Source organism: Pseudomonas sp. NUPR-001 (assembly GCF_052147955.1).
Taxonomy (GTDB): domain Bacteria; phylum Pseudomonadota; class Gammaproteobacteria; order Pseudomonadales; family Pseudomonadaceae; genus Aquipseudomonas.
Genome location: NZ_CP197353.1, coordinates 6044490 through 6069357, shown reverse-complemented (window position 1 = coordinate 6069357; position 24868 = coordinate 6044490). Strand labels below are relative to the sequence as shown.

The window sequence follows — 24868 nt, the reverse complement described above, 5'->3', positions numbered from 1 at the left end:
GGATATCCCCTGAGTTGAAAGCCGGTGAGGCAAAAACAAGCCCCCATTGTACCGAGCAGCCGCTCAGTTATCCACATGCAGCTGCGTTGAGGATGGCGATAAATCAGCAGCTTACTGACCAAAATGACCTTTTAGGGGTGTGAATAAGCTCTGTGGATAACCCCACTTGAGGTCTTTGTACAACTGGGGGCTGAAATCGGTGGATAACCCGCCTGTGGATAACAGCTCATTTGATCCACAGCTTTTCCGCGCCATCGCCACAGTCAAATCACCCTTTCTCGACAAGGTTTCAATTCTCTGTACATGGCGTAAAACGTGGCCTGTAGAACTTTATCCACAGATGTTGTCCGCTTAAGCTTTATAAGTTTTACAGAAAAGCTTTAAATAATTCCTCTCTCTTTTTCTATGTCTAAGCATGTGGTGATACCCGTACCGGGATCGCTCGCCGAAGAAAGAGGGGATTTCCGTCTATAAGGAAAAGCTGGTTGGAAATTGACCTATGGCCCCGCTTTCTCTAGAATCGCCGATCTCTTAAAACGGGGGCCATTCCGGCCCGTTGTCGACGAACCAGGTAACACGCCATGAAACGTACTTTCCAACCAAGCACCATCAAGCGCGCTCGCACTCACGGTTTCCGTGCCCGTATGGCCACCAAGAACGGTCGTGCCGTTCTGTCGCGTCGCCGTGCCAAAGGCCGTAAGCGCCTGGCAGTTTGATTTTTCGGCACTGGTGGTGAGTCAGGACTTCAGTCGGGAAAAGCGTCTGCTTATACCCCGACATTTCAAAGCGGTCTTCGACTCCCCAACCGGCAAGGTCCCAGGGAAAAACCTGCTGCTCCTTGCCCGCGAGAACGGTCTGGATCACCCCCGCCTGGGGCTTGTGATCGGGAAAAAGAGCGTCAAGCTCTCCGTTCAACGCAATCGCCTGAAACGCCTGATGCGCGATTCGTTTCGCCTGAACCAGCACTTGCTTGCAGGTTGGGATATCGTGATCGTCGCGCGCAAAGGGTTGGGCGAGATTGAAAACCCAGAATTGCACCAACATTTTGGCAAGCTCTGGAAGCGCCTCGCACGCAGTCGGCCCGCTCCAGCAGTGAACACCGACTCTGTGGGGGTAGACAGTCAAGATGCGTAAACTGGCACTCGTTCCGATCCAGTTTTACCGTTACGCCATTAGTCCTCTGATGGCCAGTCACTGTCGTTTCTACCCCAGTTGCTCCTGTTACGCATTGGAGGCCATCGAAAACCATGGCCTTTTACGTGGCGGGTGGCTAACCGTTCGTCGCCTGGGGCGTTGTCATCCGTGGAATGCCGGCGGTTATGACCCGGTTCCGCCAGCTCCCTCTTCCCGTTCTTCTTCGATAGCCGAGTAATCATGGATATTAAACGCACGATCCTGATCGTCGCCCTGGCAATCGTGTCCTACGTCATGGTCCTCAATTGGAACCAGGACTACGGCCAGGCTGCCCTGCCGACTCAGAATACTGCTGCCAGCAACGCTGCCCCGGCCTTGCCGGACACCGCGCAGGCCGGCAACACTGGCGCCAGCGCCGATGTGCCGAGCGCCAACGCTGAATCCAGCCCTGCCGAACTGGCTCCGGTTGCCGTCAGCAAAGACTTGATTCGGGTCAAAACTGATGTGCTCGACCTGGCTATCGATCCAAACGGTGGTGACATCGCCCAGCTGATGCTGCCTAAGTATCCGCGCCGTCAGGATCATCCGGACATTCCGTTCCAGTTGTTCGACAACGGTGGCGAACGTACCTACCTGGCACAAAGCGGCCTGACCGGTACCAATGGCCCTGATGCCCGCCCAGCAGGTCGCCCGCTGTATGCCGCTGATCAGAAAAGTTATCAACTGGCTGATGGTCAGAACCAACTGGTCGTCGACCTGAAGTTCAGCGAAAACGGGGTCAACTACATCAAGCGCTTCAGCTTCAAGCGCGGTGAGTACGACCTGACTGTTACCTACCTGATCGACAACCAGAGTGCACAACCCTGGAGTGGTAACCTGTTCGCGCAACTGAAGCGCGACGCAAGCTCGGATCCTTCTTCGAGCACCGCGACCGGGACCGCCACCTACCTGGGTGCTGCCCTGTGGACAAGTTCGGAGCCCTACAAAAAGGTGTCGATGAAAGACATCGACAAGGGAAATCTGAAAGAAAATGTAACCGGTGGTTGGGTAGCCTGGCTGCAACACTACTTCGTTACTGCCTGGATCCCGAACAAGTCTGAAAACAACATCGTTCAGACGCGTAAGGACAGCCAGGGCAACTACATCATCGGTTTCACCGGCCCAGCGCTGAACGTCGCAGCTGGCGCCAAAGGCGAAACCAGCACCATGCTGTACGCCGGTCCGAAGATTCAGGACAAACTCAAAGAGTTGTCCCCAGGTCTGGAACTGACTGTCGACTACGGCATTCTGTGGTTCATTGCTCAACCAATCTTCTGGCTGCTGCAACATATCCACAGCCTGCTCGGCAACTGGGGCTGGTCGATCATCGTCCTGACCATGCTGATCAAGCTGCTGTTCTTCCCGCTGTCCGCCGCCAGCTACAAGTCGATGGCACGCATGCGCGCCGTGGCACCAAAACTGGCTGCGCTGAAAGAACAACATGGCGATGACCGGCAGAAAATGTCGCAAGCCATGATGGAGCTGTACAAGAAAGAGAAGATCAACCCACTGGGCGGTTGCTTGCCGATCCTGGTGCAAATGCCGGTCTTCCTCTCGCTGTACTGGGTACTGCTGGAAAGCGTCGAGATGCGTCAGGCACCTTGGATGTTCTGGATCACTGACCTGTCGATCAAGGATCCGTTCTTCATCCTGCCGATCATCATGGGCGCGACCATGTTCATCCAGCAGCAGCTGAACCCGACGCCGCCGGATCCGATGCAGGCCAAGGTAATGAAAATGATGCCAATCATCTTCACCTTCTTCTTCCTGTGGTTCCCTGCTGGTCTGGTGCTGTACTGGGTTGTGAACAACTGCTTGTCGATCGCACAGCAGTGGTACATCACTCGTAGCATCGAAAAGGCTACCAAGAAAGCCGCTGCTTAACGGGTTAGCCAGCTAACCTGTGGATAAACGCCCCCTCGTGGGGCGTTTTGCTATCTGTCGTTTTTGTCGTGAGGCCTTCGAGCATGAACACTGTGCGTGAAACCATCGCCGCCATCGCTACCGCCCAAGGACGCGGGGGCGTAGGGATCGTCAGGCTGTCTGGCCCCCTGGCACAACAGGCTGGCCTGGCCATCTTTGGCCGTACCCTGACTCCGCGGCATGCCCATTACGGGCCGTTTCGTGCCGATGATGGCCTGGTCATCGACGAAGGCATTGCCTTGTACTTCCCCGGTCCGAATTCATTCACCGGTGAAGATGTGCTGGAACTGCAGGGCCACGGCGGCCCAGTGGTCCTGGACATGCTTCTGCAGCGCTGTGTACAACTGGGCTGCCGACTGGCGCGTCCGGGCGAATTCAGCGAACGCGCGTTTCTCAATGACAAGCTCGACCTGGCCCAGGCTGAAGCGATTGCCGACCTCATTGAAGCGAGTTCCGCACAGGCGGCTCGCAATGCCTTGCGCTCGCTGCAAGGTGAGTTTTCCCGCCGTGTGGATAACCTCACGGAGAAATTGATCAGCTTGCGCATCTATGTTGAAGCGGCCATCGACTTCCCTGAAGAAGAAATCGACTTCCTCGCTGATGGCCACGTACTGGGCATGCTCGATGATGTGCGTGCGAATTTATCCACAGTACAGCGCGAGGCCGGGCAGGGCGCTTTGCTACGCGATGGTATGACGGTGGTGATCGCCGGGCGGCCGAATGCCGGCAAGTCGAGCTTGCTCAACGTGCTGGCCGGTCGTGAAGCAGCGATTGTCACCGACATCGCAGGCACCACCCGGGATATCCTGCGCGAACATATCCACATCGATGGCATGCCGCTGCATGTGGTGGATACGGCCGGTTTGCGCGATACCGACGACCATGTGGAAAAGATTGGTGTGGAACGTGCGCTCAAGGCAATCAATGAGGCCGATCGGGTACTGCTGGTCGTCGATTCCACCGCGCCGGAGGCCAGCGATCCGTTCGCGTTGTGGCCTGAGTTCCTCGATCAGCGCCCAGATCCTGGCAAAGTCACGCTGATTCGTAACAAGGCCGACCTCAGTGGCGAGCGTGTGGCGATGGAACACAGCGAAGATGGCCACGTCACCATTACCCTCAGCGCCAAGGACACCGACATGGGCCTTGAACTGCTGCGTGAACACCTGAAGGCCTGCATGGGTTACGAACAGACCGCGGAAAGCAGCTTCAGCGCGCGCAGGCGTCACCTGGAGGCGCTGCGTCAGGCCAGTGCACACCTGGAACATGGCCGTGCCCAATTGACTTTGGCCGGGGCTGGAGAGCTCCTGGCTGAAGATTTGCGTCAAGCCCAGCACGCTTTGGGTGAAATTACCGGCGCCTTCAGCTCTGATGATCTATTGGGGCGAATCTTCTCCAGCTTCTGCATCGGTAAGTAAGTTTTCTTATCCACAGCCGGGTCTGCAACGGACCTGGCTGCAGCGTTTCCTTCCTTCACTTTCCCTTCCTTCCAGGTCAGCCATGGGCTGAACCTGTCTTTGTCCCTGCGCGTCTATCCACAAATCGGTGAAATAAGCCCTGTGGAAAACTAACCTTCAGCTCCGTTGATAACTGGCCTTCAAGGCTGGAGATAACCGCGCCTGTGTGTAAGTAGCCATTTAATCCACAGGCTTAAACCGCTTATCCAGAGCGCTCATGGCCGGTAGACCACAGGGTTTAAATTCTCTGTACACACCACAGATCAAGGGCTGTAGAACCTTATCCACAGAAATGGTGGTGTATAAGAATAAACATAAAAACAAAGCTTTTATAAATTTCTCTCTATTAATTTCTATTGCTCGCCACTCATCCACAGGCTGGTTAAATTTTGTGCAAAAGGTTCCTTTAGAGAGGGGTAATTCCCTATACTTGTGCGTTATCCCTATCTATTCCCGAAACAGGCACGAGGTGCGTGGTGGATTTCCCTTCCCGTTTTGAAGTGATCGTCATCGGCGGCGGCCATGCCGGTACCGAGGCTGCGCTTGCATCTGCACGCATGGGCGTTAAAACCCTGCTGCTGACCCATAACGTGGAAACCCTCGGTCATATGAGTTGCAACCCGGCCATCGGTGGCATCGGCAAGAGCCACCTGGTCAAGGAAATCGATGCGCTCGGCGGCGTAATGGCGTTGGCCACTGACAAGAGCGGTATCCAGTTCCGTGTTTTGAACAACCGTAAAGGCCCAGCGGTGCGCGCTACTCGCGCCCAGGCCGACCGCGCTATCTACAAAGCCGTAGTGCGCGAGATTCTCGAGAACCAGCCCAACCTGTGGATATTCCAGCAGTCGTGCGATGACCTGATCGTCGAGCAAGATCAGGTACGTGGTGTGGTGACTCAAATGGGTCTGCGTTTCTTCGCCGACTCCGTGGTATTGACCAGTGGTACGTTCCTCGGTGGACTTATCCACATTGGCTTGCAGAACTACTCTGGCGGACGTGCGGGCGATCCACCCGCAAACGCGTTGGCTCAACGCATGCGTGAATTGCCACTGCGCGTCGGTCGCCTGAAAACCGGTACCCCGCCGCGCATCGATGGCCGCTCTGTGGATTTCTCGGTCATGACCGAGCAACCTGGTGATACGCCGATCCCGGTGATGTCGTTCATGGGCGACAAAGCCATGCACCCACGGCAGGTGAGTTGCTGGATTACCCACACCAATGCCCGTACCCACGAGATCATTGCCTCGAACCTTGATCGTTCGCCGATGTACTCAGGGGTGATCGAAGGCATCGGGCCGCGCTATTGCCCGTCGATCGAAGACAAGATCCATCGCTTTGCCGACAAGGAAAGCCACCAGGTGTTCATCGAGCCGGAAGGTCTGAACACCCACGAGCTTTACCCGAACGGGATATCCACATCCTTGCCGTTCGATGTGCAGTTGCAGATCGTGCGTTCGATCCGCGGTATGGAAAACGCTCACATCGTGCGTCCGGGCTACGCCATCGAGTACGACTACTTCGATCCGCGTGATCTCAAGTACAGCCTGGAAACCAAAGTCATTGGCGGTCTGTTCTTCGCCGGACAGATCAACGGCACCACCGGCTACGAAGAGGCCGGTGCGCAAGGTTTGCTCGCCGGTACCAACGCCGCGTTGCGTGCCCAGGGCCGCGAAAGCTGGTGCCCGCGCCGTGATGAAGCGTATATCGGCGTACTGGTTGACGACCTGATTACCCTGGGTACCCAGGAGCCGTATCGCATGTTCACTTCGCGCGCCGAGTACCGCTTGATCCTGCGTGAAGACAACGCCGATCTGCGTCTGACCGAAAAAGGTCGCGAGTTGGGCCTGGTCGATGACCAACGCTGGGCTGCATTCAGTGCCAAGCGCGAAGGCATTGCCCTGGAAGAGCAACGGCTGAAAACCACCTGGGTACGCCCGGATACTGCTCAAGGCCAGGCAATTGCCGAGAAATTCGGCACACCGTTGAGCCATGAGTACAACTTGCTCAACCTGCTGACCCGCCCGGAAATCGACTACGCTGGCCTGATGGAAGTGACCGGCGGCAACGAAATCGATCCACAGGTGGCCGAACAGGTCGAGATCAAGACCAAATACGCCGGTTACATCGACCGGCAACAGGAAGAAATCGCCCGGTTGCGTGCCAGCGAAGATACCCGACTGCCCGACGATATCGATTACAGCGGTATTTCCGGTCTGTCCAAGGAGATTCAGAGCAAGCTCGGCCAGACCCGTCCGGAAACGCTCGGTCAGGCATCGCGTATTCCCGGCGTGACCCCGGCGGCGATTTCCCTGTTGCTGATTCATCTGAAAAAACGCGGCGCTGGCCGCGAGTTGGAGCAAAGCGCTTGAGTTCTCAGGTCACCCCTCAACACGCCGAAGAGTTGTCCACAGGTGCCCGCCAGCTCGGTGTCGAGCTGAGCGAGGCGCAGCATGCGCAATTGCTGGCTTACCTGGCCCTGTTGATAAAGTGGAACAAGGCCTACAACCTGACTGCCGTGCGCAATCCGGACGAAATGGTTTCCCGTCATCTGCTCGATAGCTTGAGCGTCATGCCGTTTATCCACAGCGAGCGCTGGCTCGATGTCGGCAGCGGTGGTGGCATGCCGGGTATTCCCCTGGCCATCCTGCATCCGGACAAGCAAGTCACGGTGCTCGACAGCAACGGCAAGAAAACCCGCTTCCTGACCCAGGTGAAGCTGGAGCTCAAACTGGACAACCTGACAGTTATCCACAAGCGGGTCGAAGAGTTCCAACCGGCACAGCCGTTCAGCGGAATTGTGTCGCGCGCTTTCAGCAGCATGGAGAACTTCACCAACTGGACGCGCCACCTGGGCGACGAACAGACGCAGTGGCTGGCAATGAAAGGGCTGCATCCTGCTGATGAGCTGGTAGCATTGCCAGCAGATTTCAGAGTGGATAGCGAGCAGGCCTTGACCGTTCCGGGTTGCCAAGGCCAGCGCCATCTGCTGATACTGCGCCGCACGGCATGATTGGGAACACAAGCAAGAATGGCTAAGGTATTCGCTATCGCGAACCAGAAAGGTGGTGTGGGCAAGACCACCACCTGTATCAACCTCGCAGCATCGCTGGTCGCGACCAAGCGCCGCGTGTTGCTGATCGATCTCGATCCACAGGGCAACGCCACCATGGGTAGCGGTGTGGATAAACACGTCCTGGAACATTCGGTCTACGACCTGTTGATCGGGGAGTGCGACCTGACTCAGGCCATGCACGTCTCCGAGCACGGTGGTTATCAACTGCTGCCAGCCAACCGCGACCTGACCGCTGCGGAAGTGGTGCTGCTGGAAATGCAGATGAAGGAAAGCCGTCTGCGCACGGCGCTGGCACCGATCCGGGAAAGTTACGATTACATCCTGATCGACTGCCCGCCGTCGCTGTCGATGCTGACCCTCAATGCCCTGGTTGCCGCCGATGGCGTGATCATTCCGATGCAATGTGAATACTTTGCTCTGGAAGGCTTGAGTGACCTTGTGGATAACATCAAGCGCATTGGCGAACGCCTGAACCCGCAGTTGAAGGTCGAAGGCCTGCTGCGGACCATGTACGACCCGCGCTTGAGCCTGATCAACGACGTGTCTGCGCAGCTCAAGGAGCACTTCGGTGACCAGCTGTACGACACGGTGATCCCGCGCAACATTCGCCTGGCCGAGGCGCCGAGTTTCGGTATGCCAGCCCTGGCGTATGACAAGCAATCGCGTGGCGCACTGGCTTACCTGGCCCTGGCTGGGGAACTGGTACGTCGTCAGCGCCGTCCATCACGCACTGCACAAACAACTTAAGGAATCCGCATGGCCGTTAAGAAACGGGGTCTCGGACGTGGGTTGGATGCACTGCTCAGTGGTCCTACCGTCAGCGCGCTCGAAGAGCAGGCTGTAAAGGTCGACCAGAAAGAACTGCAACATCTGCCGCTCGACCTGATCGAGCGCGGCAAGTACCAGCCTCGTCGGGACATGGACCCGCAAGCGCTGGAAGAGCTGGCTCATTCGATCAAGAGCCAGGGCGTCATGCAGCCGATCGTGGTGCGCCCGATTGGCGAAAACCGCTATGAAATCATCGCCGGTGAGCGCCGCTGGCGCGCCAGCCAGCAGGCCGGGATGGAAACCATTCCGGCCATGGTTCGTGATGTGCCCGACGAAGCGGCCATTGCCATGGCCCTGATCGAGAACATCCAGCGCGAAGACCTTAACCCGGTGGAAGAGGCCATCGCCCTGCAGCGCCTGCAGGTGGAGTTCCAGCTCACTCAGCAGCAGGTGGCGGATGCGGTGGGTAAGTCACGGGTCACCGTGGCCAACCTGTTGCGCCTCATTTCGCTGCCGGACGTGATCAAGACCATGCTGGCACATGGCGACCTGGAAATGGGTCACGCCCGTGCACTGCTTGGTTTGCCGGAAGAGCAGCAGGTTGATGGGGCGCGTCATGTTGTCGCACGTGGTCTGACGGTGCGCCAGACGGAAGCCCTGGTTCGTCAGTGGCTCAATGGCAAGCCTGAGCCGGTCGAACCGGCCAAACCTGATCCGGACATTACCCGCCTTGAACAGCGTCTGGCAGAGCGTTTGGGCTCGGCAGTACAGATACGTCACGGCAACAAAGGTAAAGGTCAGTTAGTTATCCGATATAACTCTTTAGATGAGTTGCAAGGTGTGCTAGCTCACATCCGCTGAAACAATTCCTTTTGTAGCGCGCAGTCGGAAATCACTACCCAGCAGTTGAATAGGGGTTAAACCGCCCCTATACTCTGCGCGCATTTTGTCGGCACAAATTATGCCAAGTCGTAGTTGACTGGTTGGTCGACTTTTGAGGAGCAGTTGTGATGGAAACCCGCACGCCAAACCGCTTGCCTTTCCATCGCTGGGCGGTTTTTCCGGTACTGTTGGCTCAGTGTGTCGTGTTTCTGTTAGCAACTTTGGCGTTGTGGCAGTGGCACGGGGTGGTCAGTGGATATTCAGCACTCTGCGGAGGGTTGATTGCCTGGCTGCCAAATGTGTATTTCGCCTGGAAGGCTTTTCGTTACACAGGAGCCAGGGCAGCGCAGGCTATCGTCAAGTCGTTTTACGCTGGCGAAGCAGGCAAATTGATTTTGACGGCAGTGCTGTTTGCACTGACGTTTGCAGGAGTGAAGCCATTGGCGCCGTTAGCAGTCTTCGGTGTCTTTCTGCTGACCCAGTTGGTCAGCTGGTTCGCGCCCCTGCTGATGAATATAAGACTTTCGAGACCTTAGGGCGTTTGAGGCAACCATGGCAGCAGAAACCGCTTCGGGCTATATCCAGCACCACTTGCAGAACCTGACCTTCGGTCAACTACCAGACGGCGGTTGGGGCTTTGCCCATTCCGCAGCAGAAGCCAAAGCAATGGGCTTCTGGGCTTTCCACCTGGATACCCTGGGTTGGTCGGTCGCACTGGGTCTGCTTTTCGTATTCCTGTTCCGCATGGCAGCCAAGAAGGCGACTTCCGGCCAGCCTGGCGGCCTGCAGAACTTCGTTGAAGTGCTGGTTGAGTTCGTTGACGGCAGCGTCAAGGACAGCTTCCACGGTCGCAGCCCGGTGATCGCCCCACTGGCGCTGACCATTTTCGTCTGGGTCTTCCTGATGAACGCCATCGACCTGATCCCGGTCGACTGGATTCCTCAGCTGGCCATCCTGATCTCCGGTGATCCGCACATTCCGTTCCGTGCCGTATCGACCACCGACCCGAACGCGACCCTGGCCATGGCCTTCAGCGTGTTCGCCCTGATCATTTTCTACAGCATCAAGGTCAAGGGTATCGGCGGCTTCCTCGGCGAACTGACCCTGCACCCGTTCGGCAGCAAGAACATTTTCGTTCAGATCCTGCTGATTCCGGTCAACTTCCTGCTTGAATTCGTCACCCTGATCGCCAAGCCGATCTCGCTGGCCCTGCGTCTGTTCGGCAACATGTATGCCGGCGAGCTGGTGTTCATCCTGATCGCTGTGATGTTCGGCAGCGGCCTGCTGTGGCTGAGCGGCCTGGGTGTGGTGCTGCAATGGGCGTGGGCTGTGTTCCACATCCTGATCATCACCCTGCAAGCGTTCATCTTCATGATGCTTACCATCGTCTACCTGTCGATGGCTCACGAAGATAACCATTAAGACCGCCTGGCGTGTCTGATGACCCTTCTGCCGGTTGTGGGGAGGGTCGAAATCGTCCGCAAGGGCAGCTGTAAAAAACGATTTTGTTTTACCGCTTCAAACTAAAAACCTAACCAATACGACGTAAAAGTCGGGAGGAAAGATGGAAACTGTAGTTGGTCTTACCGCTATCGCTGTTGCTCTGCTGATCGGCCTGGGTGCTCTGGGTACCGCCATTGGTTTCGGCCTGCTGGGCGGCAAGTTCCTGGAAGGCGCTGCTCGCCAGCCAGAGATGGTTCCAATGCTGCAAGTTAAAATGTTCATTGTTGCCGGTCTGCTCGACGCCGTAACCATGATCGGTGTTGGTATCGCTCTGTTCTTCACCTTCGCTAATCCTTTCGTTGGTCAAATCGCCGGCTAATCACTCGAATTCTCGAGTGGTTTGGTGTGATGGACAAAGAACGAGCGAGGTGTTGGCGTGAACATTAATGCAACCCTGATTGGTCAGTCCGTTGCGTTCTTCATTTTTGTGCTGTTCTGCATGAAGTTCGTGTGGCCTCCGGTCATCGCGGCATTGCAAGAACGTCAGAAGAAGATCGCGGATGGACTGGACGCTGCCAACCGAGCAGCTCGCGACCTGGAGTTGGCCCAAGATAAAGCGGGTCAGCAACTGCGCGAAGCGAAAGCTCAGGCAGCCGAAATCATTGAGCAAGCCAAGAAGCGCGGTGCTCAGATCGTCGAGGAAGCCCGTGATCAGGCCCGCGTCGAAGCTGACCGTGTGAAGGCTCAGGCTCAGGCCGAGATCGAACAGGAAATTAACAGCGTCAAAGACGCGCTGCGCGCCCAAGTGGGTAGCCTGGCCGTTGGCGGTGCTGAAAAGATCCTTGGCGCCACAATCGATCAAAACGCGCATGCGGAGCTGGTTAACAAACTGGCCGCTGAAATTTAAGCGAGGGCGATCATGGCAGAACTGACCACGTTGGCCCGACCTTACGCTAAGGCTGCCTTTGAGCATGCCCAGGCCCATCAGCAACTGGCCAATTGGTCAGCCATGCTCGGCCTGGCTGCTGCGGTGTCGCAAGACGACACCATGCAGCGCCTGCTCAAGGCCCCGCGACTGACGAGCGCAGAAAAGGCCGCCACTTTTGTTGAAGTGTGCGGTGACAAGTTTGATGTACAGGCAAAGAGTTTCATCCAAGTTGCCGCGGAAAACGAACGTCTCCTGCTGTTGCCGGAGATTTCGGCTTTGTTCGAGCTGTACAAGGCTGAACAAGAGAAATCCGTGGACGTGGAAGTCACCAGTGCTTTTGCGTTGAACCAAGAACAGCAAGACAAACTCGCCAAGGTTCTCAGTGCACGGCTCGACCGGGAAGTGCGCCTGCAAGTGTCGGAGGATGCCAGCCTGATTGGTGGCGTCGTAATCCGCGCCGGCGACCTGGTTATCGATGGCTCAGTCCGCGGCAAAATCGCGAAACTGGCCGAAGCATTGAAATCTTGAGTTTGAAGGGGCAGCAGAGCAATGCAGCAACTCAATCCTTCCGAAATTAGTGAAATCATCAAGGGCCGCATCGAGAATCTCGATGTAGCCTCTCAAGCTCGCAACGAAGGTACTGTCGTCAGCGTTTCTGACGGCATCGTGCGGATTTACGGTCTGGCCGACGTTATGTACGGCGAAATGATCGAATTTCCAGGCGGCGTTTACGGTATGGCCCTCAACCTGGAGCAAGACTCCGTTGGTGCGGTAGTACTGGGCGCTTACGACACCCTCGCTGAAGGCATGAGCGCCAAGTGCACCGGCCGCATCCTCGAAGTTCCAGTTGGTAAGGAACTGCTGGGTCGCGTTGTTGACGCACTGGGCAACCCAATCGACGGCAAAGGCCCACTGGGCAACACCGAGACCGACGCGGTCGAGAAAGTTGCTCCGGGCGTGATCTGGCGTAAGTCGGTAGACCAGCCTGTACAGACTGGCTACAAATCCGTCGACGCCATGATCCCTGTCGGCCGTGGCCAGCGTGAGCTGATCATCGGTGACCGTCAGATCGGTAAGACCGCTATGGCGATCGACGCCATCATCAACCAGAAAGACTCCGGTATTTTCTGTGTTTATGTCGCTGTCGGCCAAAAGCGTTCCACCGTTGCCAACATCGTTCGCAAGCTGGAAGAAAACGGCGCTCTGGCCAACACCATCGTGGTTGTTGCCAGTGCTTCGGAATCCGCCGCACTGCAATTCCTGGCGCCATACGCCGGTTGCACCATGGGCGAGTTCTTCCGTGACCGCGGTGAAGACGCGCTGATCGTATACGATGACCTGTCCAAGCAGGCCGTTGCCTACCGTCAGATCTCCCTGCTGCTGCGCCGTCCACCAGGACGTGAAGCGTACCCAGGTGACGTGTTCTATCTCCACTCCCGTCTGCTGGAGCGTGCATCGCGCGTTTCCGAAGAGTACGTTGAGAAGTTCACCAACGGTGCTGTAACTGGCAAGACCGGTTCCCTGACCGCACTGCCGATCATCGAAACCCAGGCTGGCGACGTTTCCGCGTTCGTTCCGACCAACGTGATTTCCATCACCGACGGTCAGATCTTCCTGGAATCGGCCATGTTCAACTCGGGCATCCGCCCTGCAGTGAACGCCGGTGTTTCGGTATCCCGTGTGGGTGGTGCCGCTCAGACCAAGATCATCAAGAAGCTCTCCGGTGGTATCCGTACCGCTCTGGCTCAGTACCGTGAACTGGCTGCATTCGCCCAGTTCGCTTCTGACCTGGACGAAGCCACCCGTAAGCAACTCGAGCACGGTCAACGTGTTACCGAGCTGATGAAGCAGAAGCAATACGCTCCAATGTCCATCGCGGACATGGCGCTGTCGCTGTATGCCGCTGAGCGTGGGTTCCTGACCGACGTTGAAATCGCCAAGATCGGCAGCTTCGAACAAGCGCTGATCTCTTACTTCAACCGTGATCACGCCGAACTGATGGCGAAGATCAACGTGAAGGGTGACTTCAACGACGAAATCGACGCTGGCATCAAAGCCGGTATCGAGAAGTTCAAGGCCACCCAAACCTGGTAAGCCGCAGCGGGGGCTTTGCAGCCCCCGCTTGCTAACCTGATAGGTGTTACATGGCAGGCGCAAAAGAGATTCGCAGTAAGATTGCGAGCATCAAAAGCACGCAAAAAATTACCAGCGCCATGGAAAAAGTGGCGGTCAGCAAAATGCGCAAGGCTCAAATGCGCATGGCTGCTAGCCGTCCTTATGCGGAGCGTATCCGCCAGGTTATTGGTCATCTGGCCAACGCCAACCCGGAATACCGCCACCCGTTCATGATCGATCGCCCTGTAAAGCGCGCCGGTTATGTTGTGGTGAGCAGTGACCGTGGTCTGTGTGGTGGCTTGAACACCAACCTGTTCAAGGCCCTGGTCAAGGACATGGCAGCCAATCGCGAGCAAGGTATCGAGATCGATCTTTGCGTGGTTGGTAGCAAGGGTGCGGCGTTTTTCCGCAGCTTCGGCGGTAACGTCGTTGCAGCAATCAGCCACTTGGGCGAAGAGCCGTCGATCAACGATCTGATCGGCAGCGTCAAAGTGATGCTGGATGCTTACCTGGACGGTCGTATCGATCGTCTGTCCGTGGTATCGAACAAGTTCATCAATACCATGACGCAAACGCCAACGGTCGAGCAGTTGATTCCGTTGGTAGCAACCCCGGATCAAGAACTCAAGCACCACTGGGACTACCTCTACGAACCTGACGCCAAAGAGCTGCTGGACGGCCTGATGGTGCGTTACGTGGAGTCGCAGGTCTACCAGGCGGTGGTCGAGAACAACGCAGCTGAACAAGCTGCCCGGATGATCGCGATGAAGAACGCCACCGACAACGCCGGTGATTTGATCAGCGAATTGCAGCTGATCTACAACAAGGCGCGTCAGGCTGCGATCACCCAAGAGATCTCGGAAATCGTCGGCGGCGCTGCCGCGGTTTAACGGTTCAAATATTCAGAGGATCCAGCTATGAGTAGCGGACGTATCGTTCAAATCATCGGCGCCGTCATCGACGTGGAATTTCCACGTGACAGCGTACCGAGTGTCTATAACGCGCTGAAAGTAGTCGGCGCGGAAACCACCCTGGAAGTTCAGCAGCAGCTGGGCGACGGCGTGGTTCGTACCATTGCGATGGGTTCCACCGAAGGCCTGAAACGTGGCCTGGACGTAAACGACACTGGCGCAGCGATCTCGGTACCAGTCGGTAAAGCGACCCTGGGCCGTATCATGGACGTCCTGGGTAACCCAATCGACGAAGCCGGCCCGATCGGTGAAGAAGAGCGTTGGGGCATCCACCGTGACGCGCCTTCCTTCGCTGACCAGGCAGGCGGCAACGACCTGCTGGAAACCGGCATCAAGGTTATCGACCTGGTTTGCCCGTTTGCCAAGGGTGGTAAAGTTGGTCTGTTCGGTGGTGCCGGTGTAGGCAAAACCGTAAACATGATGGAACTGATCCGTAACATCGCCATCGAGCACAGCGGTTATTCCGTGTTCGCCGGTGTGGGTGAGCGTACTCGTGAGGGTAACGACTTCTACCACGAGATGAAGGATTCCAACGTACTGGACAAGGTTGCTCTGGTATACGGCCAAATGAACGAGCCACCAGGAAACCGTCTGCGCGTAGCGCTGACCGGCCTGACCATGGCTGAGAAGTTCCGTGACGAAGGTAACGACGTTCTGCTGTTCGTCGACAACATCTATCGTTACACCCTGGCCGGTACCGAAGTATCCGCACTGCTGGGCCGTATGCCTTCGGCAGTAGGTTACCAGCCGACTCTGGCTGAAGAGATGGGCGTTCTGCAAGAGCGTATCACTTCGACCAAAGAAGGTTCGATCACCTCGATCCAGGCCGTATACGTACCTGCGGACGACCTGACTGACCCGTCGCCAGCGACCACCTTCGCCCACTTGGACGCCACCGTCGTACTGTCCCGTGACATCGCCTCCCTGGGTATCTACCCAGCGGTCGATCCACTGGACTCGACTTCGCGCCAGCTGGACCCGAACGTCATCGGCAACGAACACTACGACACCGCTCGTGGCGTTCAGTACGTACTGCAGCGCTACAAAGAGCTGAAGGACATCATTGCTATTCTGGGTATGGACGAACTGTCCGAAGCCGACAAGCAGCTGGTGTCCCGTGCTCGTAAGATCCAGCGCTTCCTGTCCCAGCCGTTCTTCGTGGCAGAAGTCTTCACTGGTTCCCCAGGTAAATACGTTTCCCTGAAAGACACCATTGCTGGCTTCAGCGGCATCCTCAAAGGTGACTACGACCACCTGCCAGAACAAGCGTTCTACATGGTCGGCAGCATCGAAGAAGCGGTCGAGAAAGCCAAGAAACTGTAATCCCGGCGCCCCGCAAGGGGCGCTAATCAGGTTGAGGCAAGCAGATGGCTATGACAGTCCATTGCGATATCGTCAGCGCGGAAGGAGAGATTTTCTCCGGCCTGGTCGAGATGGTAGTTGCGCACGGTAACCTGGGTGATCTTGGTATCGCTCCAGGCCACGCGCCGCTGATTACTAATCTCAAGCCAGGTCCTATCACGCTGACCAAGCAGGGTGGCGCCCAAGAGGTGTTCTACATCTCTGGTGGTTTCCTCGAGGTCCAGCCGAACATGGTCAAGGTGCTTGCCGATACCGTGCAACGTGCTGCCGACCTGGACGAAGCTCAGGCTCAGGATGCCGTTAAGGCTGCTGAGAGTGCCCTGCACGAAAAGAGCGCGGATTTCGACTACAGTGCCGCCGCTGCACGACTGGCCGAAGCCGCAGCTCAGCTGCGCACCGTCCAGCAAATGCGCAAAGGCAAGTAATCTGGCCCCGGCCGTTTACTTCCGTTGCGATTGAGTTAAAGGGTAGCCTCGGCTACCCTTTTTCTTTTTCTGCGTTTCATATTCTGGTCACATCACTGGCCTTCTAGGATTGGTAGCCCGTCAATGTCTCTCGATATCGTTATTCTTGCCGCCGGCCAAGGTACCCGCATGCGCTCCGCGCTGCCTAAGGTACTGCATCCGGTTGCCGGCAATTCCATGCTTGGCCATGTTATCCACAGCGCCCGACAGCTCCAGCCACAGGGAATCCATGTGGTAATCGGACACGGTGCTGAGCTGGTGCGTGAGCGTCTGGCGGCTGATGATCTGAACTTTGTGCTGCAAGACCAACAATTGGGTACCGGCCATGCCGTGGCCCAGGCGCTGCCGGCCTTGAGCGCAGAAACTGTGCTGATCCTCTATGGTGATGTACCGCTGATTGAAGTCGAGACCCTCCAGCGTTTGCTGGCCAAGGTCACCCCGACGCAGCTCGGCCTGCTGACCGTGACGCTGGACGACCCGACGGGCTACGGTCGCATCGTCCGTGATGCACAAGGGCAGGTAGCCGCGATCGTTGAGCATAAAGATGCCAACGACGCGCAAAAAGCTATCAAGGAAGGCAACACCGGTATTCTCGCGGTTCCGGGTGTACGCCTGGCTGAGTGGTTGGGACGCCTGTCGAACAACAACGCCCAGGGTGAGTACTACCTGACCGACGTGATTGCCATGGCGGTCGCCGATGGCCTGGTGGTCGCCACCGAGCAGCCGCATGACCCCATGGAAGTGCAGGGCGCCAACGACCGTCGTCAGCTGTCTGAGCTTGAGCGTCACTACCAACTGCGTGAAGCACGCCGCTTGATGGCACAGGGCGTTACCCTGCGTGACCCAGCACGTTTCGACGTGCGAGGAGAGGTGACGGTCGGTCGCGACGTGCTCATCGACATCAACGTCATTCTTGAAGGCCGTGTAGTCATCGAAGACGACGTGGTCATCGGCCCGAACTGCGTGATCAAGAACACCACCCTGCGTAAGGGCGCTGTGGTCAAAGCCAACAGCCATCTGGAAGGCGCGATCATGGGTGAAGGCAGCGACGCTGGCCCATTTGCCCGCCTGCGTCCTGGCAGCGTACTGGAAGCGCGTGCCCATGTGGGTAACTTTGTCGAACTGAAAAACGCCCACCTGGGTGAAGGCGCCAAGGCCGGTCACTTGAGCTACCTGGGCGACGCCGAGGTAGGCGCGCGTACCAACATTGGTGCCGGTACCATCACCTGCAACTATGATGGCGCGAACAAGTTCAAGACCACCCTGGGTGAGGATGTGTTCATTGGTTCGAACAACTCGCTGGTTGCGCCTGTGGATATCCTTGACGGCGCCACCACAGCAGCTGGTTCGACCATCACCCAAACTGTCGAAGCCGGCCAGCTGGCCGTTGGTCGTGCACGCCAGCGCAACATCGATGGCTGGAAGCGGCCAGAGAAGATCAAGAAAAGCTGAGTTATACACAGCTGACAACAAAGGCCGACTGGATTGTGCATAAGTCGGCCTTTTTCATGCCTGTGGACAAAATCCCCCTGTAGGAGCGGGCTTGCCCCGCGATAGCTGTCCATCTGCCACGTCGCCTCGCGGGGCAAGCCCGCTCCCACTTTGGCCTGTGGACAACACACCCCATCGGAATTTTTCCCCCGCCCCCTTGACGCCTCGAAAGCTTTAGGTTTTGATTGCAACCACTAACTTTCGAATCGAAACTTAAAGACGCTATGTCGAAACGAAACACCCCACAGCGCCGTCACAACATCCTGGCCTTGCTCTCTGAACAGGGTGAGGTGAGCGTTGATGCGTTAGCCAAACGTTTCGAAACCTCCGAAGTGACCATCCGCAAGGACCTCGCAGCGCTTGAAGCCAACGGCCTGCTGCTGCGTCGCTACGGCGGCGCGGTGACCATGCCGCAAGAGCTGATTGCCGAGCAGAGCCAACCGATCTCGCTCTATAAGCAGGCAATCGCCAAGGCTGCGGTCGGACGCATTCGTGAACATGCACGCATCATCATCGACAGTGGCAGCACCACGGCGTCGATGATTCCTGAGCTTGGCCACCAGCCAGGTCTGGTGGTGATGACCAACTCGCTGAACGTGGCCCGGGCCCTGAGCGAGCTCGAACACGAGCCTGTGCTGTTGATGACCGGCGGCACCTGGGACCCGCATTCCGAATCGTTCCAGGGGCAGGTCGCTGAGCAAGTATTACGCTCTTATGATTTCGACCAGTTGTTTATCGGCGCCGATGGCATCGACCTGGCCCGGGGCACCACCACCTTCAACGAACTGCTCGGCTTGAGCCGGGTCATGGCGGAAGTGGCCCGTGAAGTGATCGTGATGGTCGAGTCCGACAAGGTCGGGCGAAAAATCCCGAACCTCGAACTGCCGTGGGGCAGCGTCAATACCCTGATTACTGATGAGCGCTTGCCCACTGAGGCGCGCGAACAAATTGAAGCCCGCGGCGTCCATGTGATTTGTGCCGCACTCTCCAAGGAGCATAACTAATGTGTGGAATCGTTGGCGCCATTGCCGAACGTAATATCACCTCCATCCTGATCGAAGGCCTCAAGCGCCTGGAATACCGTGGTTATGACAGCGCAGGCCTGGCGGTTTACACCCAGCAAGGCACCTTGGAACGCCGCCGCCGTATTGGTAAGGTGAGCGAACTGCAAGCCGCTGTCGACGCCGACCCGCTGGCCGGCCAGCTGGGCATCGCCCATACCCGTTGGGCCACCCACGGCGCGCCGACCGAGCACAATGCCCACCCGCATTTCTCTGGCCACGAGCTGGCTGTAGTACACAACGGCATCATCGAGAACCACGAAGAACTGCGCGAACAGCTCAAGGGCCTGGGCTACGTGTTCAGTTCCGAGACGGACACTGAAGTTATCGTCCACCTGCTGCACCACACCCTGAAAACCGTTCCGGACCTGGCCGACGCTCTGAAAGCTGCGGTCAAGCAACTGCACGGTGCCTACGGCCTGGCGGTGATCAGCGTGCATCAGCCTGACCGCCTGCTGGCCGCCCGCAGCGGCAGCCCGCTGGTGATTGGTTTGGGGCATGGCGAGAACTTCCTCGCTTCCGACCAACTGGCCCTGCGTCAGGTGACCGACCGTTTCATGTACCTGGAAGAAGGCGACATCGCCGAAATCCGCCGCAACCAGGTCACCATCTGGAACCAGGCCGGCCAACAGGTGCAGCGTGAAACCGTGCAGTATCACGAAGGCGCAGAGGCTGCCGACAAGGGCACCTACCGCCACTTCATGCTCAAAGAGATCCACGAGCAACCGACCGTAGTTCAACGCACCCTGGAAGGGCGTCTGGGCAAGGATCACGTCATGGTCCAGGCGTTCGGTCCACAAGCGGCCGAGCTGTTCGCCAAAGTCCGCAATGTGCAGATCGTCGCCTGCGGTACCAGCTATCACGCCGGTATGGTTGCGCGTTACTGGCTCGAAGAGCTGGCCGGCATCCCGTGCCAGGTAGAAGTCGCCAGCGAGTTCCGCTACCGCAAAGTGGTGGTGCAGCCAGACACCCTGTTCGTCTCCATTTCTCAGTCGGGTGAAACCGCTGACACCCTGGCAGCACTGCGCAACGCCAAGGAACTGGGCTTCCTCGGCAGCCTGGCAATCTGCAACGTTGGCATCAGCTCGCTGGTGCGTGAATCGGACCTGACCCTGCTGACCCAGGCTGGCCCGGAAATCGGTGTGGCTTCGACCAAAGCGTTCACCACCCAGCTGGTTTCTCTGATGCTGCTGACCCTGTCCCTGGGCCAGGTACGTGGCACCTTGAAAGCTGGTGTTGAGGCCGAACTGGTCGAAGAACTGCGCCGCCTGCCGACCCGCCTGGGTGAAGCCCTGGCCATGGACGCCACCGTCGAGAAAACCGCCGAACTGTTCGCCGACAAGCACCACACCCTGTTCCTTGGCCGTGGCGCGCAGTTCCCGGTAGCAATGGAAGGTGCCCTGAAGCTCAAGGAAATTTCCTATATCCACGCTGAAGCCTATCCAGCTGGTGAGCTCAAGCACGGCCCGCTGGCGCTGGTGGATAACGATATGCCAGTGGTGACCGTGGCGCCGAACAACGAACTGCTGGAGAAACTCAAGTCCAACCTGCAGGAAGTGCGTGCCCGTGGCGGTCAACTGATCGTTTTCGCCGACCAGGCGGCTGGCATGAGCAATGGCGAAGGTACTCACGTGATTGCCGTGCCACACATCATCGATGCCCTCGCACCGATCCTTTACACCATTCCGCTGCAACTGCTGTCGTACTACGTGGCCGTGCTCAAGGGCACCGACGTTGACCAGCCGCGTAACCTGGCGAAATCGGTGACGGTGGAGTAACGACCACAACGCGTGAGCGACGATGTGGTTTTAGACAATAAAAACTGTCGCTAGCAAGAAAAACTGTCGAAGCAGGAAGGGAGCCACTCCCTCGGCTCCCTTCTCCGACAGATCGCCTTCCCCCGGTTTCTCGACAGTGCAATGACAGATGTATTGCATGAGTACAAAAAGGTGAGGCATGACCAAATACATAACTACATACGAAATTGATCATGTTGAAATAGTGGCATCTACAACTTATTAAAGTTGTGGTGATGTGCTATTGCTGTGGTTTTTATTTTACAGGTGAAGTTATTGTCTGGGAGGCAGCAAATAAAAAATACAAAGTTGGTTAAGAGCAATTAATGCAGAGTTATTGGAGTTGGATTTTAAAATAAATATGGCAAGGGAGCGCTGCGGAAACTTCAAAGCTGCCAGGCTTTGGTTCCGACGGGGGCGGTGCGCTTGAGTGTCGTCGCCAACAAATCGAACTCGTGCGCGCGCGGATGTGTTCGACGCCATACCAGCCCGATGCGCCGATGTTCATCACCACGCAGCGGCTTTATGGTCAATCGTGTGCTGTCGGCATTGATGGCCGCCAAGGCGGGCAGCAACGTACATCCACGACCAGCGGCGACCAGATGTTGCAGGGTTTCCAGGCTAGTGGCCCGGCAGTCCGCCGAATCGCCTGCCTGAACTTCACTCATGCCACATGCTTGCAGCGCCTGGCCGCGCAGACAATGGCCATCGGTAAGTAGCAACAACTTCAGATCGCTCAGTGTTTCGACCGCCACATCAGTGCTGGCGCCAAGTTCATGCCCCAACGGCAGTGCGGCCCAAAACGGTTCATCGAACAGCACACGCTCATCATAAGCTTCAGGATCGAGCAGTCTCGGCCCACCCTGTACCGCCGCTTCGCATCGCAGACACTCTGCAGAGCGCGACATCGTCTGATAAAGCGGCCGGGGGAGTGCCAGCAATGCACTGTCGATGGACTGATCGTTGAGCCGCTCGCACAAGTCAGCGGTAAAGCTCTCCTGTATCACCAACTGCAACTTTGGATGCGCGGCTTCTACGGCCTCCAATAGATGCGGCAAGTAATAGGGCGCCAAGGTCGGGATGATGCCCAGGGTAAGAATGCCTTCCAGCGGCTCACGGCGCGCACGGGTCAGGGCAAGAATGGTGTCGGCTTCGGCAAGCATATGTCGCGCGCGCTCGACGATCTGCTCTCCACTGGGCGTGAGGGTGAATTGCTTGGCCTGACGGTCCACTAATACTTGGCCAAGGTAGTTCTCCAGCTTGCGCAATTGAGTGGACAACGTCGATTGAGTGACATGGCAGGCGTCGGCGGCCCGGCCGAAGTGACGGTGCTCCGCCAATGCAACGAGATAGCGGAGTTCGCGTAAGGTCATCAATACATCCTTGAAAAAGCGCGCACGGGTTTCAATGTGAGCGGCAAGGCTGGCAAACAGGGTCAAGACAGTGAAATTAAAAAAACGCATGACCTGCATTGAAATAAATTCAAAGCAGTAGACACCGGCTGGCCACTCACCGCGTCACCTTAGATGCAATTCTCGAATTGGCGTCAGTCAGGTTCTCAATCGGCCCCTTTTAGAACCTCAATTGTTCGTTTTCCGGGGCGCACTTAAGGTTTGGTACCCGTTTCCAAACCAAGTCATTGATTGGCCTGGTTTACACACTTACAAGGACCAAGCCCCTATGCGCATGAAACAGCTGCCCTTGGCGATCGCCCTGATAGTTGCCTTTTCACCCACTGTTTACGCCGATAACACGGGCGCCGCCTCGATGGCTGGTAAACACGAACAGATGACTAACAAGGACTGGTGGCCCAATCGCCTGGATCTTTCCTTGTTGCGACAGCACAACCCGGCCTCCAGCCCTGCCGACGCCGATTTCAACTATGCCAAGGCGTTCAACAGCCTTGACTTGAGTGCGGTGAAAAAGGACATCGAAGCAACCTTGACCCAGTCGCAAGACTGGTGGCCAGCGGACTATGGCAACTATGGCCCGTTCTTTATCCGTATGGCCTGGCACAGCGCCGGTACCTACCGCACGATGGACGGCCGTGGGGGTTCCGACGGTGGTCAGCAGCGTTTTGATCCGCTCAACAACTGGCCTGATAACGTCAGCCTCGATAAAGCCCGGCGCTTGTTGTGGCCTGTGAAAGAAAAGTACGGTGCGAGCATTTCCTGGGGCGACCTGATGGTGCTGGCGGGTACTGTGGCGATGGAATCGATGGGGATGAAAACCTACGGCTTTGGCGGCGGTCGTGCAGATGACTGGGAGCCTGATCTGGTCTATTGGGGCCCTGAAAGCACCTGGCTCGGTGATGAGCGCTACCATGGCAAGCGTGAGCTGAAAAAGCCACTGGCGGCCGTGCAAATGGGGCTGATCTACGTGAACCCGGAAGGTCCGAATGGCAAGCCCGATCCGCTGGCTGCCGCCAAGGACATTCGCGACACGTTCGCGCGCATGGGCATGAACGACGAAGAAACCGTTGCGCTGATCGCCGGTGGCCACACCTTCGGCAAGGCGCACGGTGCGCACAAGCCTGAAGGCTGCCTGGGCGCAGATCCTGCCAGCGCGCCTACCGAGCAACAAGGCCTGGGCTGGAAAAACACCTGCGGTAAAGGAAACGCCGAAGACACCATCACCAGTGGCCTGGAAGGTGCGTGGACTTCAAGCCCGGCGAGTTTCACCAATCAGTATCTGGCCAACCTGTTCGGCTGGACATGGGTTCAGACCAAGAGCCCGGCCGGTGCAATCCAGTGGATTCCGTCCGATCCGTCTGCTGCGGTCATGGTTCCCGACGCACACGTCAAAGACAAGCGCCATGCGCCGATCATGTTCACCACTGACCTTGCGCTGCGTTTCGACCCCGCTTACGAGAAAGTTGCGCGTCGCTTCCTGGACAACCCCAAGGAATTCGAACTGGCCTTCGCCAAGGCTTGGTTCAAGCTGACTCACCGTGACCTTGGTCCGCGCACCCACTACCTAGGGGCCGATGTACCCAAGGAAGAGCTGATCTGGCAAGACCCGATCCCGGTGCTGGACCATAAGCTGATCGACACCAAAGATGTCGAAGCACTCAAGGCCAAGGTACTCGCTTCGGGCCTCAGTACTGGCGAGCTGGTGCGTACCGCCTGGGCCTCGGCAGCTTCGTTCCGAGGTTCCGACATGCGCGGAGGCGCCAACGGTGCACGTGTGCGTCTTGCCCCGCAGAAAGACTGGGACGCCAACAACCCGGCCGAACTGAGCAAAGTACTCACCCAGCTGGAAGCGATCCAGAAGGACTTCAACAGCAGCCTCAAAGGCGGCAAGAAGGTCTCGCTTGCTGACGTGATTGTGATCTCGGGTTCTGCTGCGGTTGAGTCTGCCGCGAAGCAGGGGGGTTACAACGTTAAAGTCCCGGTCACCCTGGGCCGTATGGACACTACCCAGGACAAGACCGATGTCACATCCTTCGCGGTGCTGGAACCCAAGGCGGATGGCTTCCGTAACTACTACAGCACCGACGCTCGCCTCTCACCGACCGAAATGCTGGTCGACAAGGCCAGCTTGTTGACCCTCTCTGCACCGGAAATGACTGTGCTTGTCGGTGGCATGCGGGCGCTGGGGGCGAATACCGACGGCAGTAAAAATGGCGTGCTCACGACGCGTCCGGGCACATTGTCGAACGACTTCTTCGTCAACCTGATGGACATGTCGACGGTCTGGTCGAAGTCCGCTACCGATGGCTTGTATGAAGGTCGCGACCGCAAGACGGGCGAGGTCAAATGGTCAGCCACGCCAGTCGACCTGGTATTTGGCTCCAACTCGGAGCTGCGTGCGGTCTCCGAGTTCTACGCCGCAAGCGATGCCAAGGAAAAGTTCGTCAAGGACTTCGCCAAAGCGTGGACCAAGGTCATGAACCTCGACCGTTTCGATCTCTGATCGAGCGGGTCAGCTACCTGCATAGCCGCGTCCTTGCTGGCTAATGTCG

At 57.4% G+C, this 24868-nt stretch carries 23 protein-coding genes; 22 read left to right on the top strand and 1 reads right to left on the bottom strand.

All coding sequences use genetic code 11. The annotated features are described in order from the left end of the window. Positions 1–581: 581 nt before the first annotated feature. The 21 genes from rpmH (at position 582) to glmS (ending at position 20886) form a co-directional block, all read left to right on the top strand. A complete protein-coding gene (gene rpmH, locus ACP6KB_RS27945) occupies positions 582–716 on the top strand; it encodes a 50S ribosomal protein L34 (protein WP_002551315.1) in 135 nt (44 codons plus the stop codon). A 13-nt stretch (positions 717–729) separates the two neighbouring features. Further along, entirely contained in the window at positions 730–1134 is a 405-nt protein-coding gene (gene rnpA / locus ACP6KB_RS27940; RefSeq protein WP_442114394.1) for a ribonuclease P protein component, read from the top strand. Beyond that, positions 1127–1372 carry a membrane protein insertion efficiency factor YidD gene (gene yidD / locus ACP6KB_RS27935; protein ID WP_133213589.1) on the top strand — a complete coding sequence of 82 codons (246 nt, stop codon included), beginning with the start codon at positions 1127–1129 and terminating at the stop codon, positions 1370–1372. The genes rnpA and yidD overlap by 8 nt, the downstream gene beginning before the upstream one ends. Before the next feature lie 2 nt (positions 1373–1374). Further along, positions 1375–3057: a membrane protein insertase YidC gene (gene yidC / locus ACP6KB_RS27930; protein WP_442111070.1), complete on the top strand. Its 1683-nt coding sequence runs from the start codon at positions 1375–1377 to the stop codon at positions 3055–3057. Positions 3058–3140: 83 nt separating this feature from the next. Next, the gene (gene mnmE, locus ACP6KB_RS27925) at positions 3141–4511 is read left to right on the top strand and encodes a tRNA uridine-5-carboxymethylaminomethyl(34) synthesis GTPase MnmE (RefSeq protein WP_442111067.1); all 1371 of its coding nucleotides are present in this window, start codon (positions 3141–3143) and stop codon (positions 4509–4511) included. 515 nt (positions 4512–5026) lie between these two features. Continuing rightward, positions 5027–6919 carry a tRNA uridine-5-carboxymethylaminomethyl(34) synthesis enzyme MnmG gene (gene mnmG / locus ACP6KB_RS27920; protein WP_442111065.1) on the top strand — a complete coding sequence of 631 codons (1893 nt, stop codon included), beginning with the start codon at positions 5027–5029 and terminating at the stop codon, positions 6917–6919. Then, positions 6916–7560, top strand: coding sequence for a 16S rRNA (guanine(527)-N(7))-methyltransferase RsmG (rsmG, locus tag ACP6KB_RS27915; protein WP_107024407.1), 645 nt, complete (start codon positions 6916–6918; stop codon positions 7558–7560). Before mnmG ends, rsmG begins: the two co-directional genes overlap by 4 nt. 18 nt (positions 7561–7578) lie before the next feature. Further along, positions 7579–8370 carry a ParA family protein gene (locus tag ACP6KB_RS27910; protein WP_128322013.1) on the top strand — a complete coding sequence of 264 codons (792 nt, stop codon included), beginning with the start codon at positions 7579–7581 and terminating at the stop codon, positions 8368–8370. 9 nt (positions 8371–8379) lie between these two features. Then, positions 8380–9252 (top strand): ParB/RepB/Spo0J family partition protein, encoded by an 873-nt coding sequence (locus tag ACP6KB_RS27905; protein WP_442111062.1) that lies wholly within the window; start codon positions 8380–8382, stop codon positions 9250–9252. A gap of 149 nt (positions 9253–9401) precedes the next feature. Beyond that, entirely contained in the window at positions 9402–9809 is a 408-nt protein-coding gene (locus tag ACP6KB_RS27900; RefSeq protein ID WP_403041528.1) for a F0F1 ATP synthase subunit I, read from the top strand. A 16-nt stretch (positions 9810–9825) separates the two neighbouring features. Continuing rightward, the gene (atpB, locus tag ACP6KB_RS27895) at positions 9826–10695 is read left to right on the top strand and encodes a F0F1 ATP synthase subunit A (RefSeq protein ID WP_010222723.1); all 870 of its coding nucleotides are present in this window, start codon (positions 9826–9828) and stop codon (positions 10693–10695) included. Between the two features lie 142 nt (positions 10696–10837). Further along, a complete protein-coding gene (gene atpE / locus ACP6KB_RS27890) occupies positions 10838–11095 on the top strand; it encodes a F0F1 ATP synthase subunit C (protein WP_003097235.1) in 258 nt (85 codons plus the stop codon). Positions 11096–11152: 57 nt separating this feature from the next. Continuing rightward, entirely contained in the window at positions 11153–11623 is a 471-nt protein-coding gene (locus tag ACP6KB_RS27885; protein ID WP_028942553.1) for a F0F1 ATP synthase subunit B, read from the top strand. A gap of 12 nt (positions 11624–11635) precedes the next feature. Beyond that, positions 11636–12172 carry a F0F1 ATP synthase subunit delta gene (locus ACP6KB_RS27880; RefSeq protein ID WP_442111059.1) on the top strand — a complete coding sequence of 179 codons (537 nt, stop codon included), beginning with the start codon at positions 11636–11638 and terminating at the stop codon, positions 12170–12172. A 21-nt stretch (positions 12173–12193) separates the two neighbouring features. Beyond that, positions 12194–13738, top strand: a complete 1545-nt coding sequence (gene atpA / locus ACP6KB_RS27875) for a F0F1 ATP synthase subunit alpha (protein WP_442111057.1) — start codon at positions 12194–12196, stop codon at positions 13736–13738. Positions 13739–13788: 50 nt separating this feature from the next. Next, entirely contained in the window at positions 13789–14649 is an 861-nt protein-coding gene (gene atpG, locus ACP6KB_RS27870) for a F0F1 ATP synthase subunit gamma (RefSeq protein WP_038616133.1), read from the top strand. Positions 14650–14676: 27 nt separating this feature from the next. After that, entirely contained in the window at positions 14677–16053 is a 1377-nt protein-coding gene (gene atpD / locus ACP6KB_RS27865) for a F0F1 ATP synthase subunit beta (protein ID WP_442111055.1), read from the top strand. Between the two features lie 44 nt (positions 16054–16097). After that, the gene (locus ACP6KB_RS27860) at positions 16098–16517 is read left to right on the top strand and encodes a F0F1 ATP synthase subunit epsilon (protein ID WP_442111053.1); all 420 of its coding nucleotides are present in this window, start codon (positions 16098–16100) and stop codon (positions 16515–16517) included. A 123-nt stretch (positions 16518–16640) separates the two neighbouring features. Next, positions 16641–18008 (top strand): bifunctional UDP-N-acetylglucosamine diphosphorylase/glucosamine-1-phosphate N-acetyltransferase GlmU, encoded by a 1368-nt coding sequence (gene glmU / locus ACP6KB_RS27855; RefSeq protein ID WP_442111051.1) that lies wholly within the window; start codon positions 16641–16643, stop codon positions 18006–18008. Between the two features lie 263 nt (positions 18009–18271). Further along, a complete protein-coding gene (locus tag ACP6KB_RS27850) occupies positions 18272–19051 on the top strand; it encodes a DeoR/GlpR family DNA-binding transcription regulator (RefSeq protein ID WP_442111049.1) in 780 nt (259 codons plus the stop codon). Continuing rightward, complete coding sequence (gene glmS, locus ACP6KB_RS27845) at positions 19051–20886, top strand: glutamine--fructose-6-phosphate transaminase (isomerizing) (protein ID WP_442111047.1); 1836 nt, start codon at positions 19051–19053, stop codon at positions 20884–20886. Before ACP6KB_RS27850 ends, glmS begins: the two co-directional genes overlap by 1 nt. A gap of 404 nt (positions 20887–21290) precedes the next feature. Here glmS and ACP6KB_RS27840 read toward each other — a convergent pair whose 3' ends face one another. Further along, complete coding sequence (locus tag ACP6KB_RS27840; protein WP_442111045.1) at positions 21291–22376, bottom strand: LysR substrate-binding domain-containing protein; 1086 nt, start codon at positions 22374–22376, stop codon at positions 21291–21293. Between the two features lie 208 nt (positions 22377–22584). On the opposite strand from ACP6KB_RS27840, the gene katG reads away from it, so the two are divergent. After that, positions 22585–24819, top strand: coding sequence for a catalase/peroxidase HPI (gene katG / locus ACP6KB_RS27835; protein ID WP_442111043.1), 2235 nt, complete (start codon positions 22585–22587; stop codon positions 24817–24819). Positions 24820–24868: the final 49 nt, after the last annotated feature.

Excerpts from the sequence above, each read along its gene's own strand:
- mnmE (WP_442111067.1), top strand. The coding sequence starts at position 3,141 with ATGAACACTGTGCGTGAAACCATCGCCGCCATCGCTACCGCCCAAGGA.
- yidD (WP_133213589.1), top strand. The coding sequence starts at position 1,127 with ATGCGTAAACTGGCACTCGTTCCGATCCAGTTTTACCGTTACGCCATT.
- atpB (WP_010222723.1), top strand. The coding sequence starts at position 9,826 with ATGGCAGCAGAAACCGCTTCGGGCTATATCCAGCACCACTTGCAGAAC.
- glmU (WP_442111051.1), top strand. The coding sequence starts at position 16,641 with ATGTCTCTCGATATCGTTATTCTTGCCGCCGGCCAAGGTACCCGCATG.
- katG (WP_442111043.1), top strand. The coding sequence starts at position 22,585 with ATGCGCATGAAACAGCTGCCCTTGGCGATCGCCCTGATAGTTGCCTTT.
- atpE (WP_003097235.1), top strand. The coding sequence starts at position 10,838 with ATGGAAACTGTAGTTGGTCTTACCGCTATCGCTGTTGCTCTGCTGATC.
- atpG (WP_038616133.1), top strand. The coding sequence starts at position 13,789 with ATGGCAGGCGCAAAAGAGATTCGCAGTAAGATTGCGAGCATCAAAAGC.
- ACP6KB_RS27905 (WP_442111062.1), top strand. The coding sequence starts at position 8,380 with ATGGCCGTTAAGAAACGGGGTCTCGGACGTGGGTTGGATGCACTGCTC.
- glmS (WP_442111047.1), top strand. The coding sequence starts at position 19,051 with ATGTGTGGAATCGTTGGCGCCATTGCCGAACGTAATATCACCTCCATC.
- rpmH (WP_002551315.1), top strand. The coding sequence starts at position 582 with ATGAAACGTACTTTCCAACCAAGCACCATCAAGCGCGCTCGCACTCAC.
- atpA (WP_442111057.1), top strand. The coding sequence starts at position 12,194 with ATGCAGCAACTCAATCCTTCCGAAATTAGTGAAATCATCAAGGGCCGC.
- ACP6KB_RS27910 (WP_128322013.1), top strand. The coding sequence starts at position 7,579 with ATGGCTAAGGTATTCGCTATCGCGAACCAGAAAGGTGGTGTGGGCAAG.
- ACP6KB_RS27860 (WP_442111053.1), top strand. The coding sequence starts at position 16,098 with ATGGCTATGACAGTCCATTGCGATATCGTCAGCGCGGAAGGAGAGATT.
- ACP6KB_RS27900 (WP_403041528.1), top strand. The coding sequence starts at position 9,402 with ATGGAAACCCGCACGCCAAACCGCTTGCCTTTCCATCGCTGGGCGGTT.
- ACP6KB_RS27840 (WP_442111045.1), bottom strand. The coding sequence starts at position 22,376 with ATGCAGGTCATGCGTTTTTTTAATTTCACTGTCTTGACCCTGTTTGCC.
- ACP6KB_RS27880 (WP_442111059.1), top strand. The coding sequence starts at position 11,636 with ATGGCAGAACTGACCACGTTGGCCCGACCTTACGCTAAGGCTGCCTTT.
- atpD (WP_442111055.1), top strand. The coding sequence starts at position 14,677 with ATGAGTAGCGGACGTATCGTTCAAATCATCGGCGCCGTCATCGACGTG.
- yidC (WP_442111070.1), top strand. The coding sequence starts at position 1,375 with ATGGATATTAAACGCACGATCCTGATCGTCGCCCTGGCAATCGTGTCC.
- ACP6KB_RS27850 (WP_442111049.1), top strand. The coding sequence starts at position 18,272 with ATGTCGAAACGAAACACCCCACAGCGCCGTCACAACATCCTGGCCTTG.